We start from the raw sequence: 16,843 nt of genomic DNA on the forward strand, positions 1-16,843 counted from the left end.
CGCAAAAACAGACGATCGCTTATGCGAACAAGGCGAGCCCGCGCGGCCCGCTCACAATTGAGCAAACAGGAATGTCCATGACCGAAATGCAAGATGTGACCGAGACTGCGGCCAAGGAGCGGGACGTCACCGATCTCGTTCTCGAGGACATTCTGACCGGCGTGCTGCCAGCCGGCACCTGGCTCAAGCAAATCGATCTCGAAAAGCGATACGATTGCACCCGGCCGGAGGTTCGCCGGGCTCTCGACCGCCTGTCGCAGAAGCGGCTGGTCGAGCACGTGCCCAATCGCGGCTATCACGTTTATCAGCCGGACGGCCGGCGTGCGCAGGAAGTCAGCGATATCCGCGTCATCCTCGAAACAGCGGTGGCCGATCTGATGGTGGAACGGGCCACGCCCGAAAGCATCGCCAGGCTGCGCCAACTCGCCAGCCATTTCGACCAGATGACCATGGTCGGCACGGTGCTGGAGCATTACGAGGCCAACCTCGCCTTCCACCGCGAACTGCTGCTTCTGTCAGGCAATCACGAGCTTGTGGACCTCGTTTCCGAAATCCGCCAACGCACCTCTTCGGCACCGGTCTCGCAGTGGCGCACAAGAGCCCGCGTCGAGCGGTCCGCACGCGAGCATCATATGATGGTCGATGCGCTCGAAGCCCGCGATGTCGCCGGCCTCAAACGCCTGATCGAGGCGCATATCCGCCAGACGGGGGATGTTGCCCCAGCTGAAAGCGTTGCGCGCCAAGCATGACGCCCAGCGCTTTCTGGGGGCAAAACCGCCGAATCCCCCTGATTTCTCAGAGTTGTGGCGCTACCGCACAGAACCTAAGCTTGGGCCGAAATTGAGGTTCAGCCATGACAGACACACGCAATTCGCCTGTAACCGATGTCGTAGAGATGCGTGAGGCGCTGGCGGAGTGGTGCACGCAGAACAACTGCACGCAATCGGACCCGCCCGCCAACAAGATCGCGCTCCGGATTTTCGACGTCGCCACCGGGAAAAAACTCAATCGCACAGAAATCCTGGCCCTGCTGTCGAACGGATAGCAACCGTTCGCCGGGTCGCCGCAACGGCGAGAAGTGAGGACCGGTTTCAAGACTGCGCCATTCTGTTTGCCGTCAGCTTCACGCCTTCGGCTATGCGGTCTCTGCCGATCGACGAGTATCCCATGCGGAAAAAGCGGCAGCTTTCCTCGTCGTTCGGAAAGAACGGCGATCCGGATTCGATCAGAACCCCGTCTTCCCGCAGATCGGCCATCAGCCTGTCCGCATCGAGACCGTCAGGGCCTTCGATCCAGAAGGAGGTTCCGCCGAACGCTGCCGAACCGGCGATCTTAAGCCCGTTGGCGTTGAGCGCGTCTGCCATTACCCGATGGCGCAGGTGGTACTCTTCCCGCATCCTGTGAAGCACGGCGTCATAGTGACCGAGCGCCAGAAAATAGGCAGCGGTGCGCTGGAGGTGGCCGGGCGGATGGCGCAGCATCAGGGCACGGAGCGCCCGCGCCTCCCGGATGACGGGCGCCGGTGCCACGAGATAGCCAAGCCGCAGGCCGGGGAAAAGCGACTTCGAAAAGCTGCCGATGTAAAAGACCCGCCCGTTTCTGTCGAAGGCCTTCAGCGCCGGCGACGGTGGCGCGAGAAAGCTCATCTCGAACTCGTAATCGTCCTCGATGATGACGAAGTCCCTGCTTGAGGCGGCTTCGAGCAGTGCTACACGGCGATCCATCGGCATGGTCGCACCCGTCGGCGAATGATGGCTCGGCGTCACAAACACGGCATCGATCTCATGCGGCAGGGCCGCCGGCGGTAGCCCGCCTTCATCGACGTCAAGCACCGTCACCTTTGCGCCGCTCAGTTGCAGCGAGGCGCTCATATCCGGGTGGCAGGGGTTTTCGCACACAGCATGGGACCCGCGCCGCAGCAACAGCTGAATGACGATCCAGAGCGCATTCTGCGCTCCCACCGTCACCAGGATCTCGTCGGGATTGGCCCGGATGCCGCGCCCCGGCAGCGTGCGCGAACAGATGTAGTTGACCAGTTGCACATCGTCAGACGCGGCGAAATCGCCTGCCATGAGTTCGAAATCTTCGCGCGCCAGCGCGCGCCGGGCGCAGTCGCGCCAGGCGGTGAGATCGAACAGCGACGGGTCCATCTGGCCATAGAGGAAAGGATAGGGATACCGCCGCCAGTCGAGCGGCTTGCGCATCTGCTTGGCAACGCGAAAGGTCGAGCGCAGCTTGGACGACCAATCCACAGCATCCGCCCCCGGCTTCGCCACGTCCGCATCAAGCACGTTGAACGGCGGCTTGTCGGCAACGCGGTAGCTGCTGCGGTCGGCCGCATCGAGATAGCCCTGGGTCGCCAACTCCTGATAGGCAAGCGTGACGGTGAGGCGCGAAATGTTGAGATAGCTCGCAAGCTTGCGCGTCGACGGCAGCTGGGCACCGGGCGGCAGCCGCCCTGACAGCACGGCGGAGACGACCGTCTCGCGGATCTGCGCCTGCAGGCTCGTACGGCTCGCCCGATCGATGAAGAAGATTGTTTCCGGAACAGAAATGCGTGCCACGTCCGATCCCCTATCGGTCAATCTGGACTTATCTAACTTTCAATCTGGCTATAAAGCAAACCGGAAAGCTGCTTTATCCCCTATGGTCGAAAATGAGATCGGCATAACAGTCGACAGACTCCGAAAACGGGGTCGGAACCAGAGGGAAACAAATGTTCTATTCCAACGCCTTGAAAACCATGGCGGGGGCGGCCACGATTGCGGCCGGCCTCCTGACCTCCAGTCTTGCCCGCGCCGAGACCAATGTGATCATCGGCTACCAGCAGATCGTCGGCCCGTTCATTGCCGCCATCGCCGACGGCCGTTTCGACGCCGCCGCGAAAGAGGCTGGCTATCTCGTCGACTGGCGGCAGTTCAGCTCCGGCGGCGATATCTCGACGGCGCTTGCATCGGGCAACGTGCCGATCGGCGTCATCGGCTCCACCGGCACCACGGCCGCGGCAACGCGCGGCGTCGATCTCGAGCTGTTCTGGATCCTCGACAATATCGGCAAGTCGGAAGCGCTTGTCGCCCGCGAAGGTTCGGGCATCGAGAAGCCGGAAGATCTGGTCGGCCGCTCCGTCGGCGTCCCCTTCGTCTCGACGTCCCACTTCCATCTCCTTGTCGGCCTTGAGCAGGTGTGGAAGGTCGATCCGCGCGAAGTCAACATCCTCAACATGAAGCCACCGCAGATCGTGGCCGCCTGGCAGCGCGGCGATATCGATGCCGCCTATGTCTGGCCTCCGGCCCTGTCGGAACTGCTGAAGACCGGCAAGGTCATTTCCGACTCCGAAGCGATCGGCGCAGCCAGCGTCCCGACCTTCGACGGTCTGGTGGTCGACAAGAAATGGGCAGCTGAAAATCCGAAGTTCATGGCCGCCTTCACCAAGGTGCTGGCCGAAGCCTACGCCGACTACAAGGCAAACGGCGCAAGCTGGACGGCAGACTCCGCACCGGTCCAGAACATCGTCAAGCTCATCGGCGGCGATGGCGCCGGCACCGTCGAAGCGCTGAACTTGCTCTCGTTCCCGACAGCGCAGGAGCAGGCGTCCGAAACCTGGCTCGGCGGCGGTGCTGTGCGCGCGCTGTCGGAAAGCGCGAAATTCCTTGCCGACCAGAAGCAAATCGACAAGGCGCTCGACGACTACGCCCCCTACGTCAACAGCGCCTACGCGAAAGAGGCTTCGAAGTAGCCGACGCCCGCTCCTGACCGCCTGTTGGTCAGGAGCGCCGCCAACGCCACTCAACAGCCATTTCTCGAAAGGCCTGCACAATGGAAACTCTCAATGTCAGCAATGTGAGCCTGACCTATCCTGGTCTCTATTCGGACGAGGCGGTCATTGCGCTCAAGGGCGTCAACCTCGAAATCAAGAGCGGCGATTTCGTCGTCGCGCTCGGTGCCTCGGGCTGCGGCAAGACCACGCTGCTCAATCTGATGGCGGGCTTCATGGCCCCGAGCGGTGGTGAAATCACACTTGGAAGCCGCCGCGTCTCCGGTCCCGGTGCCGACCGTGGGGTCGTGTTCCAGAAGCATGCGTTGCTGCCCTGGCTCAATGTCATCGACAACACCGAATTCGGGCTGAAACTGCGCGGTGTCGACAAGGCGAAACGCCACGAGGTCGCCTCCAAGAACCTCGCTCTTGTCGGCCTGCAGGATTTTCACCGGCACATGATCTACCACCTGTCCGGCGGCATGCAGCAGCGTGTGGGCATCGCCAGGGCGCTGAGCTGCGACCCGTCGATGCTCTTGATGGACGAGCCGATGGCGGCGCTCGATGCGCTGACCCGCGAGACCATCCAGGAATTGCTGCTCAAAGTCTGGCAGCTGACCAACAAGATGTTCTTTTTCATCACCCACAGCGTCGAGGAGGCGTTGTTCCTGGGGTCGCGCCTGATCGTCATGTCGCCGCGACCAGGACGGATCACCCACACCTACGAGCTCGATTTCAACAAACGGTTTCTGGAAGAAGGCAATGCCCGTGCAATCAAATCCAGTCGCGACTTCATCGACATGCGTGAACAGATCCTCAGCATCATCTACGGCGACGAACGCCAATCCGGAAACCCGGAGCTCCTCCATGCTTGAGCGCGTGACGAAAGCCAAGCCGGTCAAGCCGGGCCGGATCTACGGCGCCCCCGGCGAGGGCATGAGCGGACATATCAGCCTGCTGACAGCGCTGACCCTGGTGGCGCTCTGGCTGCTGGTCACCGAGATGCAATGGGTACGGCCGCTGTTTTTGCCATCGCCGCTTGCGGTCTGGGACAAGTTCGTGATCGCGCTGACAGAGGGCGTCTCCAATTCGACCCTCGCCCAGCATACGCTGGCAAGTCTCGGTCGCGTGCTCGGGGCCTTCGCGCTCGCCCTTGTCACCGCGGTTCCGATCGGCATCCTCATGGGCGTGAACCGGGTGATGCGCGGGCTGTTTGATCCGATCATCGAGTTCTACCGCCCCTTGCCGCCGCTCGCCTACCTGCCACTGATCATCATCTGGCTCGGCATCGGCGAATTTCCGAAGGTGTTCCTGATCTTCCTCGCGATCTTCGCGCCGATGGCGATCGCCGCCCGGGCCGGTGTGCGGTCCGTCTCGATCGAGCAGATCCATGCGGCCTATGCCATGGGCGCTAGCCGCCGCCAGGTCATCAGCCACGTCATTCTCAAGGCGGCGCTGCCGGAGATCTTCACCGGGATGCGCATCGGCATCGGCGTCGGATGGACGACGCTGGTTGCGGCCGAAATGGTCGCAGCCCACCGGGGCCTCGGTTTCATGGTGCTCAACGCCGCCGAGTTCCTGGCCAGCGACACCGTGATCATGGGCATCATCGTCATCGGCGTCTTTGCCTTTGCGTTCGATCTCCTGATCCGGCGTCTCGAGAAGGCGCTCATTCCCTGGAAGGGCAAGGTGTGACGATGCCCCGTTCAACAGGGGCGCGGCCACCGAGCTAATGGCCGCCCCGTCCTAACAGGACCCATACCGCACAAACAAAGCCGATCCGGCCGGTTCACCCGGCCACGGCGAAGCCATGCCCGAAAACATCGCCTGCAACGCTTAGGAAACACAAGCCATGACCGCGACCGACCTCTCCGACCTCTTCGACGCCTTCAACCGGCACGACATCGACGGCGTCATGTCCTTCTTCGCCGAAGACTGCGTCTTCAACACGGTGGCCGGCAGCGAAGCGCACGGCACCCGGGTCGAGGGCACTGAGCAGATCGCGACCGCCTTCAGCAGCGTGTGGCAGACGATGCCGGACGCTCATTGGGCCCACCACAGCCATTTCGTCCATGGAGACCGGGCCGTATCGGAATGGACGTTCTCCGGCACGAACGCCGACGGCAGCCGCATCGAGGCCGAAGGCTGCGACCTCTTCACGCTCCGTGACGGCAAGATCGTCCGCAAGCAGGCCTTTCGCAAGAACCGGCCGCTGATTGCGGCCCCCTTCCGCTACTGAGCTCCAGCCAGGCCAGGAAACCGTCATGGAACAGCTTGTCAAAACATTGCGGCCGAGCAAGCCCTTCGATCCGGCATACGATCCCAATCGCGCCGCCAATCCCGGCGACGGCAAGGATTATGCGCCGACCTACTGGATCGCAACCGCCGGACCGCCGCCCGCCGATGATGGTCCCGTGCTTGGGGATATCGACGTCGACGTCGCAATCGTCGGCTCGGGATACACCGGCCTCTCCTGCGCCATCCATCTTGCCAAGGAGCATGGCATCAAGGCGACGGTGCTCGAGGCAAACGGCGTCGCCTGGGGCTGCAGCACCCGCAACGGCGGTCAGGCGCAGATTTCGGCGGGCCGACTCAAGCGCTCGCAATGGATCGAGCGCTGGGGCGTGGATGTCGCCAGGAAGCTTCACGTCGAGATCAGCGAAGCCTTCGATCTTTTCCGCGACCTCATCCGCTCGCCGGAAATCGCCTGCGACCCGCAGGATGGCGGGCATCTCTATATCGCCCACCGCAACAAGGTGATGCCGTCGCTGGAAGCCGAATCCCGCGTCCTCAACGACGTCTTCGGCTACCGCACCCGCATCCTCGGCCGCGACGAAATCCATCGCGACTTCGTCCGCGACAACGAGGCGGTGGGCGCGCTTTACGAGCCCGACGGCATGGGCATCCATGCGGCCAAGCTCGCCTTCGGCTATCTCACCCTGGCGCGCAAGCTCGGTGCCCGCGTTCATACCTCGAGCCCGGTTCTCAGCTGCGACCGGAAAGGCGGAGTCTTCCACCTTCGCACCCCCGGCGGGATCGTGCGGGCGAGGGCTGTGTGTTTCGCGACGGCCGGCTATACCTCGCCCGGCCTGCATTCGCTGACGAAGCACCGGCTGATGCCGATCCTCTCCAACTCGATCGTCACGCGCGTACTCACCGACGAAGAGCGGTCGGCGTTGAATTTCCAGACGCATATTCCGCTTACCGACACGCGCACGCTTCGCCACTACTACCGGCTGTTGCCCGACGGGCGCGTGCAGATCGGCAGCCGCAGCGCGATCACCGGCAAAGACGCGGTCAACCCAAAACATCTCGACCGTCTGCTCGAGGGCCTCTACCGCAAGTTCCCGGTGCTGACAGGCATCAAGGTCGACTACTCCTGGTGGGGCTGGGTCGATGTCAGTCACGACATGATGCCGCGCATCTTCCGCCCGGATCCGCAACAGGCGCTGTTCTACGCCATGGGCTACGGCGGCAACGGCGTCATGTACTCGGCCCAGGCCGGACGGCGCATGGCGCAGATGGTCGCCGGCAAGGGCGGTGCCCTCGACCTGCCGATCTTCACCTCCCCTCTCCCCAGCCATGGGCTGCTGACGCCGTTCCGGCGCATCGGCCAGTGGGGGATGTACCGCTGGTACTACCTCAAGGACGAAATCCTCTAGCCGCTCGGTCGGCCCCCAACCCAACATGAAAGGAAACAGACAATGAAAATGACGACCGAAGAGGCTTTCGTAAAAGTCCTCCAGATGCACGGCATCGAACACGCCTTCGGGATCATCGGCTCGGCGATGATGCCGGTGTCCGACCTCTTCCCGAAAGCTGGCATCACCTTCTGGGACTGCGCCCATGAAACCAACGCGGCATTGATCGCCGACGGATACACCCGGGTCACCGGCAACATGTCGATGGCAATCGCCCAGAACGGCCCCGGCGTCACCGGCTTCGTGACCGCAGTCAAGACGGCCTACTGGAACCATACGCCGATGCTTCTCGTCACGCCGCAGGCGGCAAACAAGACGATCGGCCAGGGCGGCTTCCAGGAAGTCGACCAGATGGCGCTGTTTGAGGAAATGGTCTGCTACCAGGAAGAGGTGCGCGACGCGAGCCGCGTTCCCGAAGTCCTCAACCGGGTCATCGAGAAAGCCTGGCGCGGCTGCGCCCCGGCGCAGATCAACATCCCGCGCGATTACTGGACACAGGTGATCGACGTCGAGCTGCCGAGCATCGTTCGGCTGGAGCGCCCCTCCGGCGGCAAGCAGGCAATTTCAGAGGCAGCAAGATTGCTGTCCGAAGCGAAATTCCCGGTGATCCTCAACGGCGCCGGCGTGGTCATCGGCGGCGCGATCGGCGAATCCATCGCGCTGGCTGAGCGTCTCGACGCCCCGGTCTGCTGCGGATACCAGCATAACGACGCCTTTCCCGGCGGCCATCGGCTAGCGGCGGGCCCGCTCGGCTACAACGGCTCCAAGGCGGCCATGGAACTGATCGCCAAGGCCGACGTCGTACTGGCGCTCGGCACCCGCCTCAATCCGTTCTCGACGCTTCCGGGCTACGGCATCGACTATTGGCCGAAGAATGCCGCGATCATCCAGGTCGACATCAACTCCGATCGCATCGGCCTGACGAAGAAGGTGACGGTCGGCATCTGCGGCGATGCCAAGCAGGTGGCAAGCCAAATCCTCGATCAACTGTCGCCGTCGGCCGGCGATATCGGCCGCGAGGAACGCAAGGCACTGATCCACACCACCCGCTCGGCCTGGCTGCAGCAGCTGTCGTCGATGGACCACGAGGACGACGATCCGGGCACCGAATGGAATGCCTCGGCCCGTCGGCGGGAATCCGACCGCATGTCGCCACGCCAGGCATGGCGTGCGATCCAGGCGGCCTTGCCCAAGGACGCCATCATCTCCACCGACATCGGCAACAACTGCGCCATCGGCAACGCCTATCCGAGCTTCGAACAAGGCCGGAAATACCTGGCGCCCGGCATGTTCGGACCCTGTGGCTACGGCTTCCCGTCGATCGTCGGCGCCAAGATCGGTTGCCCTGATGTGCCGGTGATCGGCTTTGCCGGCGATGGCGCATTCGGCATCTCGATGAACGAGATGACCTCCATCGGTCGCGCCGGCTGGCCGCCGATCACCATGGTGATCTTCCGTAACTTCCAGTGGGGAGCCGAGAAGCGCAACACGACGCTCTGGTACGACAACAACTTTGTCGGAACCGAACTCAATCCCAACCTCAGCTACGCGAAAGTGGCCGACGGCTGCGGTCTCAAGGGTGTGACGGTCGACACGCAGGCGGGCCTGACGGCCGCCCTGCAGCAGGCGCTCGACGACCAGTCACAGGGCGTGACCACCTTCGTCGAAGTCATCCTCAACCAGGAGCTGGGTGAGCCCTTCCGCCGCGACGCGATGAAGAAGCCGGTGCAGGTGGCTGGCATCCAGCGCTCGGACATGCGGCCGCAGCAGCACGTCTGACATCCACCCCATGCCCGGCTGATGTCGCCGGGCATGGGCTTCCGACTTGGCGCTTTCAGACGGGAAATTTAACATGAATGCGGTATCCGAAACGACGCGGCGGCTCCAATGGCTGCCCTCGGCCCTGTCGACATACGGCCCTGGTCTGCTGGTGACGGCCGCCGTCGCCATGGCCGCTCAGTTCCTGTCGGATCATTATGGCGCGCCCGCCATGCTGATGGCGCTTCTGCTCGGCATCGCATTCCACTTTCTCTCCGAGGAAGGCAGGTGCGTCGCCGGCATCGAGCTTTCAGCAAAAAAGATCCTCCGGATCGGCGTTGCCCTGCTCGGCATGCGCATCAGCGTCGACCTCTTGATCGGCCTCGGGAGCGGCACCATTCTCCTGCTGGTGGCAGCGATTGCAGCAACGATCCTCTTCGGCCTTGCAGCCGCCAAGATCCTTGGAAGGGGCTGGAGGCTCGCGCTTCTGACCAGCGGTGCGGTCGCGATCTGCGGTGCTTCCGCCGCTATGGCGATCGCCGCCGTGCTGCCGAAGAACGAATTTTCCGAGCGCAATCTGATCTTCACCGTGCTGTCGGTGACCGTCCTCAGCACCCTGGCGATGATCGGTTACCCCATCCTCGCCCAGTCGCTGGGGCTCGATGCGCGCGGCACCGGCATCTTCTTCGGCGGCACGATCCATGATGTCGCCCAAGTGGTCGGCGCCGGCTTCTCGGTCTCGCCGGAGGCCGGCGAGACCGCAACACTCGTCAAGCTCATCCGCGTGACGATGCTGGCACCCGTTGTCCTCATCTTCTCCATCGCCCTTCGAAACGTGCCGCAGGAAGGGGTGGAGGCCGGCAAACGTCCACCATTGCTCCCCGGCTTCGTCGTCGCTTTCCTGATCCTTGCCGCCATGAACTCCGGCGGGATGGTGCCGGCCGCCGTCGCCGAACTCGGCATGGAGGCATCGCGCTGGGCGCTTTTGGCGGGCATCGTCGCCGTCGGCATGAAGACGTCGCTCCGGCGCGTGCTCGACGTCGGCGGCGACGCGGTCGCGCTCATCGTCGCCGAAACGATCTTCCTCGGCGTCTTCATCCTCGGCGGCATGCATTATCTGGGGCATCTCTAATGAAACCACTCGATCGCATCATCGAAACCGCTAAGCAGGCACCGCGCCACATCGTGCTTGCCGAGGGCGAAGACACGCGGGTGGTCGCTGCGGCCATGCGCGCCCGCGCAGAAGGTCTCGCCGAAGTCACGCTCATTGGTCGGCACGAGATCATCGCCGAGCGCCTGCGCGATCACGGCGGCGATGCGCATGCCTTCCGGATCGAAGACCCGGCGACGTCGCCACTGACACAGCAGTTCGCGTTGCGATATCACGACCTGCGCCGGAGCAAGGGCGTCGACCGAGAGATGGCCGAGAAGGCAGTGCGAGAGGACCTGGTCTTCGCAGCCATGATGGTTCGCGAAGACGAGGCGGACGGCACCATCGGAGGAGCGGTGGCAACAACGGCCGATACGGTGCGCACCGCCCTGCAAATCATCGGCCGTGCGCCTGACGCCGGCCTGGTCTCCAGTTTTTTCCTGATGATGTTGTGCCAGCCGCATCACGCCAAGAAGGGCGCCTTCGTCTTTTCCGACTGCGGCCTCGTGGTCGACCCGGATGCTGCCGGTCTCGCCGATATCGCCCGCATGTCGGCTCGGTCCTATCAGGCGCTGCTTGGCGAACGTCCCAAGGTCGCGATGCTCTCCTTCTCCACCAATGGTAGCGCCGCGCACGACCGCGTCTCCAAGGTGGTCGAGGCGACGCACATTGCCCGCGCCGCCAATCCCGACCTGCTGATCGACGGCGAACTGCAGTTCGACAGCGCCTTCGTCGAGGCCGTATCGTCGTCCAAGGCACCCAATTCGGCGCTGCACGGTCAGGCAAATGTCTTCGTCTTCCCCAATCTCGATGCCGCCAATATCGGCTACAAGATCGCCCAGCGCATCGGCGGCGCGACCGCCATCGGCCCGGTGCTTCAGGGGCTGGCCAAGCCCGCCAACGACCTTTCGCGTGGCTGCACGGCCGATGACGTCTTCCACATGATCGCCGTCACGGTGGTCCAGGCAGCGTCGCGATAGCGGCGGCGCTTGACCTATCGCGATGTCCGTTTCCGGACGCACGGATTACCGCTGCCAAACCGAAAACAACTTCAAATCACCCGCATGCAATGGTGCCCAAGATCTCGGCCTATAGTTCGGGCTGCGCGTTTGAGGAGATGCGCAGATTGAACAGAACACGCATCTGGGAGGAGACGCATGGATGTTTCGCATCGAAAGGATCACATCGAACAAACGATTGAGCGGCCGGAAGACAAGCGCCTGGGCGCAGGCGCAAACCTCGTCTATGGCCTTCAGCACGTGCTCACCATGTATGGCGGCATCGTCGCCGTCCCGCTGATCATCGGCCAGGCGGCCGGCTTGTCTCCAGCCGACATCGGCCTGCTGATCACCGCGTCGCTGTTTGCCGGCGGCCTGGCGACTATCCTGCAGACGATCGGCATTCCGTTCTTCGGCTGTCAGCTGCCGCTGGTTCAGGGCGTTTCGTTTGCCGGCGTCGCTACCATGGTGGCGATCGTCACCAGCCGCGAAGGTGGCGGATTGCCGGCGGTGATGGGCGCCGTGATGGTGGCGTCACTCGTCGGCCTGGCGATCACGCCGATCTTCTCGCGCATCACGCGGTTCTTCCCGCCGCTGGTTACCGGCATCGTCATTACCACGATCGGCCTGACACTGATGCCGGTCGCGGCCCGCTGGGCCATGGGTGGTAATCCCAACGCGCCCGACTTCGGCAGCGTCAGCAACATCGGCCTGGCGGCGGTGACTTTGCTCACCGTCCTGCTCCTCAGCAAGGTTGGCAGCTCCAGTATATCGCGCCTGTCGATCCTGCTTGCCATGGTCATCGGCACGCTGATCGCCTTGGCTTTCGGGATGACCGATTTTACCAAGGTCGCCGAAGGTCCGATCCTGGCCTTCCCCTCGCCCTTCCATTTCGGGGCGCCGGTCTTCACGGCCGCGGCGATCGTCTCGATGTTCATCGTTCTCCTGGTCATCCTGGTCGAGACGTCGGCAGACATCCTGGCCGTCGGCGAAATCATCGGCACCAAGGTCGATTCCAAGCGACTGGGCGATGGCCTGCGCGCCGACATGATCTCGAGCCTGTTCGCCCCGATCTTCGGCTCGTTCACGCAGAGCGCCTTTGCCCAGAACGTCGGTCTTGTGGCCGTGACCGGCATCAAGAGCCGCTATGCCGTCGCAACCGGCGGCCTCATTCTGGTGACGCTCGGCATTCTTCCTGTCATGGGGCGGGTGATCGCAGCTGTTCCGCCAGCCGTGCTCGGTGGCGCCGGTATCGTGCTGTTCGGCACGGTGGCGGCGAGCGGCATCCGCTCGCTCTCCAAGGTCGATTATCACAACAACATGAACCTGGTCATCGTCGCCACCTCGATCGGCTTCGGCATGATCCCGATCGCCGCGCCGCATTTCTACGACCACTTCCCGGCCTGGTTCGAAACCATCTTCCACTCGGGCATCAGTTCTTCCGCGATCATGGCGATCTCGCTGAACCTGCTGTTCAATCATTTCAAAACCGGCAACTCCGATCAGCAGTCCGTCTTCGTGGCCGGCACGGAACGCATCATCCGGTATCAGGATATTTCCGCTCTGCGCGACGGTGATCACTATCGCGATGGGAAGCTCTATGACCGCGATGGCAACGAGGTCCCGATGGCGGTGCCCCACCACTAACGCATGTCGCGCAAAAGTGGCCGCGGTTTTGCGCCCCCGACATGCGAAAGAACAAGGGCTTAGAGCAGCAACGCGCTTTGAGCCATCGCGCAAAATATGCAGTAGGCGTGGCCGAAGGATTTCGGCTACGAAGCATCCATGGATGCGGCTGTGTTGCGGAATACGCCGTGGGGACATCACCACTGATCATGCGGGAGACGGCGATGGAAGGACTGTTTGTCATACTGCTCTGTCAACTGGTCGGCGAGATCGTTGTCAGGACGCTCGACCTGAGCATGCCAGCACCCGCACTCGGTATCGTGCTCCTGCTTGTCTATCTCTGGTTTGCCGACAGGAGAGCCGGGTTGGAAGATGGCACCGCCCACACCCGGGTCAGCGGCGTGGCCGACGCTCTGCTCAAGAACCTCGGTGTGCTGTTCGTGCCCCTTGGCGTTGGGGTGATGCAGAACTACCGGCTGATCTACGAATATGCCGGCACGATCGTCGTCGCCGTCGTGGTGTCGACCCTTGTGACTTTGATGGTGACGGTGGGAGCTTTCCTGTTCGCGAGCAGGATGTCGGGCGCAGGAGGGGCTGGCGATGGACACTAGCGGTCGCGTGTTCGAGCTTTGGGTCTATCTCTCGACCAGCCCGCTCACGTGGCTGACCGTGACGATCGGCGCCTATATCGCCGCTCAGCGGCTTGCGGCGCTCAGCGGTTTCAACCCCATCGTCAATCCTGTGCTGATCGCCGTCGTCCTGGTGATCTCGATACTGGCTGCCACCGGGACATCCTATTCAACCTATTTCGACGGGGCGCAGTTCGTGCATTTTGCACTGGGACCTGCGACGGTGGCGCTTGCTGTTCCCCTTTACCGGAACCGGACACTGATCCGGCAGAACCTCGTGCCCGTCGTCGTTGCGCTTGTCGCGGGCAGCCTGACGGCGATCGTTTGCGCCACGGGTGTCGCCATCCTGCTCGGCGCACCTGACAGTGTGGCGATATCTCTGGCGCCGAAGTCGGCAACGGCCGGCATCGCCGTCGGCATCTCGCAGCAACTCGGCGGCGACCCGGCCCTGACAGCGCTTCTCGTCATCTTCACCGGCGTGTTCGGGGCAATCATCGTCACGCCGCTGATGAACCTTCTGCGGATCCGGAATTATGCCGCGCGCGGGTTTGCGGCCGGCCTGACGTCGCACGGCATCGGCACGGCACGGGCTTTCCAGGTCAACGAAATTGCCGGGACGTTCTCGGGCCTTGCGATGGCGCTCAACGGCATATTGACCTCAGCCATCGCCGCCATTGTCCTCGGGCTGCTGCTCTGAGCGCCGCCCTCGGGGACAGTCCGTTACCAGAAGGCACCGTAGAAGGTGACACAGCCGACGACACCGAGCACGATCGCCAGGGATGATCGGATCGTGAAATCGAGCAGCCTGAACTGATATCCAAAGCTTCCAACAGATGGCTTCATGGTTTTCTCCCGTGGTTGTCTTCTGAGCGACTGCGTCCCGGGTACCCGGGTTAGCGGATGGAACGTCGAGACGACGCCTATAGGCTTGCGGCCTCAGGCCGACTTTGCGAATCCACCGTCGTGGTGACGGTAGAAAGTCTTGGCTGCGACAAGCAGCGCTTCTTCGTCCAGCGGACGGCGAAACTCGCGCATGAGAAATCGGGCGAGATGCTGGATCTGCTCGCCATCTCTCGGAATGTCGTACTCGATACAGACAGTCTCAAAAACGCGCCAAAGCATGCCGATTTCCTCCTTGCTCAAGGCGGCAAGCATCTCGTCGGGAATTCCGCGCATAAAAACCTCACTCCGCATTGGCGCCGCCTGCCCTTGAGCAGGGACCGAATTGCCCATGGAGGGATCGTGATAAACGGGCGCATCGGCAGACCTGCGGTCACCGCCGCAGTGAGAAGCCAGATGAGCCTGAGAATGACGATTGATGGGTAGCCGGTGATTGGGGCTTTACTGAGGTGATCAGCAGGATCGCCGGAATGCGACCATAGATCCACCTGACGAGCGCGACGAACGGCCCCGATGCCCTGGTCAGGCCCTGCCAAAAGATCGAAAGCCCGTCGTCGATACCGGACAAGGTTCGCCCGAAAGTCAGCGCGCGCTATTGCATTGTAACTGCTCCGTGCACTAGCATCCCCGGCATAAGACAGGAAGCCGGCTGGGGACTGCTTGCACTGCGCTTTGACAGGGGGATGGATGAGCAGGAATACTGGCGGCGTGAGGTTCAATTCGCCTCTCGAGCGAATTCGCAGCTGCGCAATGGTTGCCATGCTTGTGTTTGTGCTGGCCGCATGCGGCGGGCATCCGAAGGGCGTGCTGACGCCGGTCGCAGATACAGCCCCGGATTCAAGCCGGGTCAACATGCTGATCACGACGACGCGCAGCCGGTCGGAAAATCCCGGAGAAATGTATAGCGGCGAGCGCGCCCTGGCGCCCACCTTCGTCGACATGACCGTTTCCATTCCGTCAGACACCGTGCGCAAGGCTGGCGAGGTCGCCTGGCCGAAAAAGCTGCCGCCCAATCCGGCAACGGATTTTGCGACGCTGAAGGCGGACGATCTGGACATGGCCGGCGCCAAATCATGGCTGAGCGCGAGTGTGCGCAAAAGTCCTGACAAGAGCGTTTTCGTCTTCGTTCACGGCTTCAACAACCGCTTCGAAGACTCTGTCTATCGTTTTGCCCAGATCGTCCATGATTCCGGCGTCCACAGCGCCCCCATTCTGATCACGTGGCCGTCTCGCGGCAGCCTGCTTGCCTACGGCTACGATCGCGAAAGCACCAACTACACGCGCAATGCGCTCGAAAACCTGTTCCAGTACCTCTACCGCGACCCGGAAGTGAAGGAGGTCTCGATCCTCGCACACTCGATGGGCAACTGGCTGGCGCTTGAGGCGTTGCGCCAGATGGCAATCCGCAATGGCGAACTGCCCGCAAAGTTCAAGAACGTCATGCTGGCGGCACCCGATGTCGACGTCGATGTCTTCCGCCAGCAGATCGCCGACATGGGCGAGAAGCACCCGAACTTCACGCTGTTCGTATCCCGCGACGATCGAGCTCTGGCAGTCTCGCGCCGGGTCTGGGGCGACGTTTCCCGGCTCGGGGCGATCGATCCGGAGCAGGCGCCGTTCAAGAAGGAGCTCGCGGACAACAAGATCACGGTGATCGACCTGACGAAGATCAAGGCCGGCGACAGCCTCAATCACGGCAAGTTCGCGGAATCGCCCGAAATCGTTCGCCTCATCGGTTCGCGCATCTCCGACGGCCAGACGCTGACAGACAGCCGGGTCGGTCTCGGCGACCAGATCCTGGTGGCAACGACCGGAACGGCCGCGGCTGTCGGCAACGCGGCCGGTCTGGTTTTGGCCGCACCAGTCGCCGTCGTCGATCAGAACACCCGCGACAATTACGCCGAGCACCTCGGCAGTTCGGCTGCGAGAACCAACCGTGCTGCGACGGCGAGCGGATGCGACCCGACGCGACCGACCACGCCGGGATGCAACAGATAAAAGTAGGCTTGGAACCGGCCCCGCAGCTTGAGGCAAACCTGCTGCGGGGTGCTTCGGCATCAACCCGGAAAGGGTATGCGCGCAAAGGTCGAGCGCGGCCGATTGCCTTCCGCCATCCGGAAGTACTTAGAGCATTTCCAGGAAAAGTGCGAAGCAGTTTTCCGTCAGGAAATGCGTAAAAACAAGGAGATAGAGCGTTTCTGTGACTCCGCCCAAACCGGAAACGCTCTAGCCCCCCGGCATGCTTTCCGACTACACCTTTACCCATGCGCCGTTTCGTTTTGACGACTGCACGCAGGCATCGACGAAGGCCATGCCCTTCATACCGT

The 16,843-nt window shown here is 62.7% G+C and carries 17 protein-coding genes; 15 read left to right on the top strand and 2 right to left on the bottom strand.

From position 1 onward, the window contains the following. The first annotated feature begins 71 nt into the window (after nt 1–71). The gene (locus tag ASD03_RS09175) at nt 72–749 is read left to right on the top strand and encodes a GntR family transcriptional regulator (RefSeq protein ID WP_057212981.1); all 678 of its coding nucleotides are present in this window, start codon (nt 72–74) and stop codon (nt 747–749) included. Nucleotides 750–853: 104 nt separating this feature from the next. Further along, entirely contained in the window at nt 854–1,045 is a 192-nt protein-coding gene (locus tag ASD03_RS09180; RefSeq protein ID WP_057212934.1) for a hypothetical protein, read from the top strand. Nucleotides 1,046–1,091: 46 nt separating this feature from the next. Here ASD03_RS09180 and ASD03_RS09185 read toward each other — a convergent pair whose 3' ends face one another. Beyond that, entirely contained in the window at nt 1,092–2,564 is a 1,473-nt protein-coding gene (locus tag ASD03_RS09185) for a PLP-dependent aminotransferase family protein (protein ID WP_057212984.1), read from the bottom strand. A 152-nt stretch (nt 2,565–2,716) separates the two neighbouring features. On the opposite strand from ASD03_RS09185, the gene tauA reads away from it, so the two are divergent. From tauA to ASD03_RS09240, 11 genes are all read left to right on the top strand, one after another. Beyond that, nucleotides 2,717–3,736: a taurine ABC transporter substrate-binding protein gene (tauA, locus tag ASD03_RS09190; protein ID WP_057212936.1), complete on the top strand. Its 1,020-nt coding sequence runs from the start codon at nt 2,717–2,719 to the stop codon at nt 3,734–3,736. 80 nt (nt 3,737–3,816) lie between these two features. Then, nucleotides 3,817–4,629, top strand: coding sequence for a taurine ABC transporter ATP-binding protein (locus ASD03_RS09195; RefSeq protein WP_057212938.1), 813 nt, complete (start codon nt 3,817–3,819; stop codon nt 4,627–4,629). After that, nucleotides 4,622–5,449 (top strand): ABC transporter permease subunit, encoded by an 828-nt coding sequence (locus ASD03_RS09200; protein WP_025429459.1) that lies wholly within the window; start codon nt 4,622–4,624, stop codon nt 5,447–5,449. The genes ASD03_RS09195 and ASD03_RS09200 overlap by 8 nt, the downstream gene beginning before the upstream one ends. 157 nt (nt 5,450–5,606) lie before the next feature. Next, the gene (locus ASD03_RS09205) at nt 5,607–5,993 is read left to right on the top strand and encodes a nuclear transport factor 2 family protein (RefSeq protein WP_057212940.1); all 387 of its coding nucleotides are present in this window, start codon (nt 5,607–5,609) and stop codon (nt 5,991–5,993) included. A 25-nt stretch (nt 5,994–6,018) separates the two neighbouring features. Next, entirely contained in the window at nt 6,019–7,416 is a 1,398-nt protein-coding gene (locus tag ASD03_RS09210; RefSeq protein ID WP_025429461.1) for an FAD-binding oxidoreductase, read from the top strand. A gap of 42 nt (nt 7,417–7,458) precedes the next feature. Then, the gene (gene xsc / locus ASD03_RS09215) at nt 7,459–9,234 is read left to right on the top strand and encodes a sulfoacetaldehyde acetyltransferase (RefSeq protein ID WP_057212942.1); all 1,776 of its coding nucleotides are present in this window, start codon (nt 7,459–7,461) and stop codon (nt 9,232–9,234) included. Nucleotides 9,235–9,307: 73 nt separating this feature from the next. Then, on the top strand, nt 9,308–10,345 hold the full coding sequence (locus ASD03_RS09220; RefSeq protein ID WP_057212944.1) for a YeiH family protein: 1,038 nt from the start codon (nt 9,308–9,310) through the stop codon (nt 10,343–10,345). Then, a complete protein-coding gene (pta, locus tag ASD03_RS09225; protein ID WP_057212946.1) occupies nt 10,345–11,343 on the top strand; it encodes a phosphate acetyltransferase in 999 nt (332 codons plus the stop codon). The genes ASD03_RS09220 and pta overlap by 1 nt, the downstream gene beginning before the upstream one ends. Before the next feature lie 177 nt (nt 11,344–11,520). Beyond that, nucleotides 11,521–13,008, top strand: coding sequence for a nucleobase:cation symporter-2 family protein (locus ASD03_RS09230; protein ID WP_057212948.1), 1,488 nt, complete (start codon nt 11,521–11,523; stop codon nt 13,006–13,008). Nucleotides 13,009–13,211: 203 nt separating this feature from the next. Further along, complete coding sequence (locus tag ASD03_RS09235; protein WP_057212950.1) at nt 13,212–13,598, top strand: CidA/LrgA family protein; 387 nt, start codon at nt 13,212–13,214, stop codon at nt 13,596–13,598. After that, nucleotides 13,588–14,313, top strand: coding sequence for an LrgB family protein (locus ASD03_RS09240; protein WP_057212953.1), 726 nt, complete (start codon nt 13,588–13,590; stop codon nt 14,311–14,313). Before ASD03_RS09235 ends, ASD03_RS09240 begins: the two co-directional genes overlap by 11 nt. Before the next feature lie 23 nt (nt 14,314–14,336). Here the strand turns inward: ASD03_RS09240 and ASD03_RS41075 are convergent, their stop codons facing one another. After that, nucleotides 14,337–14,459 (bottom strand): hypothetical protein, encoded by a 123-nt coding sequence (locus ASD03_RS41075; protein WP_025429467.1) that lies wholly within the window; start codon nt 14,457–14,459, stop codon nt 14,337–14,339. A 57-nt stretch (nt 14,460–14,516) separates the two neighbouring features. Between ASD03_RS41075 and ASD03_RS38750 the strand changes: the two genes are divergently transcribed. Next, nucleotides 14,517–14,942, top strand: coding sequence for a hypothetical protein (locus ASD03_RS38750; RefSeq protein WP_156407915.1), 426 nt, complete (start codon nt 14,517–14,519; stop codon nt 14,940–14,942). Between the two features lie 324 nt (nt 14,943–15,266). Further along, nucleotides 15,267–16,514, top strand: coding sequence for an alpha/beta hydrolase (locus ASD03_RS09250; RefSeq protein WP_057212955.1), 1,248 nt, complete (start codon nt 15,267–15,269; stop codon nt 16,512–16,514). Nucleotides 16,515–16,843 lie beyond the last annotated feature (329 nt).

The organism is Ensifer sp. Root127, assembly GCF_001425225.1.
GTDB classification, from domain to species: Bacteria; Pseudomonadota; Alphaproteobacteria; order Rhizobiales; family Rhizobiaceae; genus Ensifer; species Ensifer canadensis.